The sequence below is a fragment of the Bacteroides cellulosilyticus DSM 14838 genome (genome assembly GCF_000158035.1).
Taxonomy (GTDB): domain Bacteria; phylum Bacteroidota; class Bacteroidia; order Bacteroidales; family Bacteroidaceae; genus Bacteroides; species Bacteroides cellulosilyticus.
In genome coordinates this window covers 153,494-158,215 of record NZ_EQ973488.1, presented here as the reverse complement: position 1 = coordinate 158,215, position 4,722 = coordinate 153,494, and the positions used below count along the sequence as shown (strand labels likewise).

The window sequence follows — 4,722 nt, the reverse complement described above, 5'->3', positions numbered from 1 at the left end:
AACCCTAAAATATGCCATAGAAATGTATGTGGAATACTATTAAATGTTATAGTAGAAAATTTGTGTTGACATTTAGTATGTTTTTAGAAGTTTTTGGGGATTTCTCAAATAGCATTTACTAGATAGATACGGAAGGATTTGTTGTGTGGCATGGTGGAGTAAATTAGTTTGTTTTGATAGAATTAAAGTAGAATCTTTAACTTTGTCCTCTAATATAGATATGCAAGATATAATGGCTGAAACAATTCCTCAATTCTACAAGAGAATACAACGTTGCGATCCGAAACTGGATGCAACTTATTCTAAAGGGAAAGAATATTTCAATATCTTTTCCCGCCAGTGCAATTTCGGTACTGTGCAATTCAGTTATCGGGATTTCTATAAAGTAACTTTAATCATGGGTATTGGGAAATTATATTATGCTGATAAATGGATTCTGGTAGATCGTCCGGCGCTGCTGTTTTCCAATCCTCTTGTGCCTTATGCTTGGGAGTCTGTCAGTGAAGAGCAGAGGGGTATGTTCTGCATTTTTAATGAGCAGTTTGTGCAATCCGAAGAGAAGAACGGTTCTTTGGCGAATACACCTTTATTTAAACTGACGGGTGATAAAGTCTTCTTCCTGAATGGATCTCAACTGATGAAAGTACAAAATATATATGCTCAGATGCAGGAAGAGATACAATCCGGTTACGCAGGTACACTTGATGTGTTGCGTTGTTATCTTCATTTACTGATACATACGGCCATGAGGATGCAGGATGCTAATCAGTATGAATCGCATCCGAATGCTTCACAGCGTATTGCAGAATTGTTTATGGAGTTACTGGAAAGGCAATTTCCGATAGATTATCCCCGTGCTGCATTAGTTCTGCGTACGCCGACTGATTATGCCAATCGGTTGTCTGTGCATGTGAACCATCTGAATAAGGTTATTAAAGAAACGACAGGAAAAACGACCTCAGTACTTATTGCAGAAAGAATCGTAAAAGAAGCTGTTCAATATCTGCAACATAGCAATCTTTCTATTTCAGAAATGGCATTTGGACTGGGCTTTGAGTCTGTTTCCTACTTTAGTAAGTTCTTTCGTAAACATACAGGTAAGTCGCCGACTGAAGTCAGGGGGAAGGTAACTATTTGATTTGTACAAAGGATGATTTGAATAGTACTCATCCGTCCGTACGCTAACACCTAACTTTGCACCGAAATGAAATATTAAAATTATGAAGTACAGAAAATTAGGTAAAACAGATGTGCAACTTTCCGCTATCGGACTGGGTTGTATGGGAATGAGTGCTGCGTATGGAGTGGCGGACGAAAAAGAGAGTATCGCAACGTTGCACCGTGCCTTGGAATTGGGCATAAACTTTTGGGATACGGCTGATGTGTATGGGAATGGAGCCAATGAGGAACTGCTTTCGAAGATGGTAAGTGAAAAAAGAGACCGGATTTTTATTGCTACAAAGTTCGGCTTTCGTTTACGTAATAATCAAGGCAGTGTATTTGGTGGTGGTGAAAGTTATGTGGACGGTTCTCCCCGGTATATTAAACAAGCGGTAGAAAACAGCCTGAGGCGATTGAAAATAGAAACCATTGATTTGTATTATGCTCATCGGATAGATCCTGCTGTTCCGGTTGAAGAGACTGTGGAAGCAATGGCTGAACTGGTGCGCGAAGGTAAAGTCCGATATTTAGGTTTAAGTGAGTGTTCGCCCGAATCCTTGCGAAGAGCTTGCGCTGTGTATCCTATTGCCGCTGTAGAGAGTGAATATTCTCTGCTGACCCGCGATGTGGAGAAAGAAATCCTGCCACTGACCAAGGAACTGGGAGTTACGTTAGTTCCTTTCTCACCATTGGGTAGGGGGCTGGTTGCCAATGCAATCCGTGTAGAGACATTGGGTGAAAATGACTTTCGCAGGCATTTGCCGAGATACACTGGTGAGCATTGGGTAAATAACCAATATCTGGCTACTGATTTGGCCGGTATGGCTGCGGAGAAAGGTGTCACTTCTGCCCAACTTGCATTAAGCTGGATACTGGCACAAAGTGAGAATATCATTCCGATACCGGGTACTAAGCGGATGAAATATTTGGAAGAGAACGCTCGGGCGGTTGATGTGGATTTGTCAGTTCAGGATATGGCGGATATAGAAAAGCTGTTGCAAAAGTATCCCAATGTTGGCAACAGATATAATGAGCATGAATTTAAGTTTGTAAATAAATAAATTTAGTACTGATAAGATGAAAAACTCAATTCCCCGGTATACATTCTATAAGAATAAGTATGGAAGTGAACTTCTGATAGATGTGGTAGAACTGAAATATGTAAAGAGGTTCCTGGCTGAAAGCGCCGTACACACGTTGACTTATTATGACATTACTTTTGTAACAGAAGGGGAAGGGAGTTTTTCTATTGATAACCGGACATATCAGGCTGTTCCCGGTGATGTTTTCTTTTCCAAACCGGGTGAGGTGCGGAATTGGGATACTTCCATTCTTCAAGATGGAAAAAACTGCATCCGGATTGCACTTGCCCGATGAACTTTATAAGCGTATGCTTCAGCTTTTGCATGATATTAAGGTAGAAATAGACCAATACAGACAGGACGATGTACATGTGTTGAGGGCATATCTTTACGAGGCGCTGATGTTACTGAACCGAGCCTATCAGAATCTGATTTCGATGGAAGAGGGGAACAAAGAAGCGGGTGGTACACATATCAGTAAATTTATTGAATTAGTCGGGGCAGATATGAGAGAACACCATTCTGTCCGGCATTATGCAGACAAACTTTGTATCACTCCCAATTACCTGAATGAGATTGTAAATTCAGCTATGGGAATGAGTGCGAAACAATATAATTGCATTTGAACTTCATTTTTCTACTGTTTCTTATTTTGTGCGATGCTTTCGCCAATGTACGGGTGAGACCCCTTTGGTTTACCGGAGTATGCATAAACCGTAAAAAGTACTATTTCTCCCTTTGTTTTTGTTATGCCGATTTTCTGTTGTGTCCTTATCTTTGCCTCATTCAATAACCATTAAAATAATAGTAGAATGAGAGATGCGGAAAAAACAATCGGGAATATGATTGATAAATTGAAAATCGCTTTCCTGGGTTCGGTGGATGAAGAAGGCTTCCCAAATGTAAAAGCTATGTTGCAACCCCGGAAGCGGGAAGGGATAAAGACGATTTATCTGACGACAAATACTTCATCGATGCGTGTCGCACAATTCCGGGAAAACAATCGTGCCTGTATGTACTTCTGTGATTCGAGGTTTTATAGAGGAGCAATGCTGCGTGGCACGGTAGAGGTGTTGACGGATAGTGCCAGTAAAGAAATGATATGGGAGGACGGGGATACCATGTATTATAAAGAAGGTGTTACTGATCCCGACTATTGTGTACTGAAGTTTACGGCAACTTCCGGAAGATTCTACAGTAACTTTAAATCGGAGAGCTTTGTTGTGGTGTAATTACGTATCGCTTGGGAGATATCAGATTTCTTCCAATGCATAATACTGGTAGTCGCGGAGAACGGTCTGGAGAAATTTCTCCTGATTGTTCTCACGGGGTGTCACAGAAAGAAGTTCCTGAACTTTTTTTGTCAGTTGTGCAATGTACCGTATGCGGTCTTTTTTCCCGGATTGTAAGGTTCGGGTAATTACGTTTATCTGTTCCAGCGATAAGTCAGCGGCTTGCGGATAAGTAGGCTGGTAGTTCTGGGTCAGATAATCAAATTCGTCAAGGCTGACATGTATCTTACGGTAGTTTTTCTCTTTGATAACCATGGTACCCGCGGCAAGGTCTCCCATCCGTTGACTGTTTTTGGTTAATAGAGCGACTAATAGTCCGAGACCTCCGGTAATCGGACCATCGATAGGGAAGAGGAGCCACCGGAGTAAGTAGGAACTTATGCTCGGAACGGAACCGTCAGCTTTTACAACACGGATATTCATCAGTCGTTTCCCAAGGCTTTGTCCGTAATTGAACATCTCACATAGAAAAGAATAGAACAGCACCGGTAAATAGATTACCGCCAGGAAGAAGATCATAGTGAAATCCGAAGGCAGGCGGAGCTTGGATAATACCGTTACAGTTGAAAATATATAGAATCCAATCAGAACGTAATCAATAATCAAAGCAATGATTCGCTCGCCAATACTGGCGGGCGTCTGGCTGATGCGGACAAATTGCCCTGTAAGAATAGTAGATTCTGCCATTGCTGATTGAATATTTCTAAGTATTTCGTTGCAAATATATCATTATTCTCTTACTTTTGTTATTGATTTCAGACAAAACTCATTCGAAGTCAGTAAAATTATGAAAGAAGTAACGTTTATTCGTCGGAATATAGAAAAATGGAAAGAAGCCGAAGGCGTGGTGGAGCAAGCCACAAACTCGTCTCCTGACTGGCTTGCCGATGTGTATACGGATCTTACTGCCGATCTGGCATTTGCGCAAACGCATTTCCCGACTTCCCGTATTACTATCTATCTGAATAATCTCGCTTCTGCTTTACACAATAAAATTTATCGGAACAAGCGTGAGAAATGGTCGAGAGTCATCACTTTCTGGACGAAGGAAATTCCTCAGGTTATGCACGATGCACGCCGGGAATTGCTGGTTTCATTCCTGATTTTTATAGTGAGTGCCTTGGTCGGTGTTATATCCGCTGCTGCTGATCCGGATTTTGTCCGCCTGATTATGGGGAATTCTTATG

5 protein-coding genes and 1 pseudogene are annotated in these 4,722 nt (G+C 41.4%); 5 read left to right on the top strand and 1 reads right to left on the bottom strand.

Annotated elements, in window-relative coordinates:
- Positions 1-232 precede the first annotated feature (232 nt).
- The 4 genes and pseudogenes from BACCELL_RS02025 to BACCELL_RS02005 all read left to right on the top strand — a co-directional run bounded on the left by BACCELL_RS02025 (position 233) and on the right by BACCELL_RS02005 (position 3,475).
- Entirely contained in the window at positions 233-1,138 is a 906-nt protein-coding gene (locus tag BACCELL_RS02025) for a helix-turn-helix domain-containing protein (protein ID WP_044153170.1), read from the top strand.
- Between the two features lie 82 nt (positions 1,139-1,220).
- Positions 1,221-2,222, top strand: a complete 1,002-nt coding sequence (locus tag BACCELL_RS02020) for an aldo/keto reductase (RefSeq protein WP_007209837.1) — start codon at positions 1,221-1,223, stop codon at positions 2,220-2,222.
- A 16-nt stretch (positions 2,223-2,238) separates the two neighbouring features.
- A pseudogene (locus tag BACCELL_RS26735) lies at positions 2,239-2,963 on the top strand (helix-turn-helix domain-containing protein).
- Between the two features lie 92 nt (positions 2,964-3,055).
- Positions 3,056-3,475 carry a pyridoxamine 5'-phosphate oxidase family protein gene (locus BACCELL_RS02005; RefSeq protein ID WP_007209833.1) on the top strand — a complete coding sequence of 140 codons (420 nt, stop codon included), beginning with the start codon at positions 3,056-3,058 and terminating at the stop codon, positions 3,473-3,475.
- A 21-nt stretch (positions 3,476-3,496) separates the two neighbouring features.
- Here BACCELL_RS02005 and BACCELL_RS02000 read toward each other — a convergent pair whose 3' ends face one another.
- Positions 3,497-4,222, bottom strand: a complete 726-nt coding sequence (locus tag BACCELL_RS02000; RefSeq protein ID WP_007209832.1) for an RDD family protein — start codon at positions 4,220-4,222, stop codon at positions 3,497-3,499.
- 100 nt (positions 4,223-4,322) lie between these two features.
- Between BACCELL_RS02000 and BACCELL_RS01995 the strand changes: the two genes are divergently transcribed.
- On the top strand, positions 4,323-4,722 hold a 400-nt coding region (locus BACCELL_RS01995; RefSeq protein ID WP_007209831.1), incomplete at its 3' end, for a stage II sporulation protein M.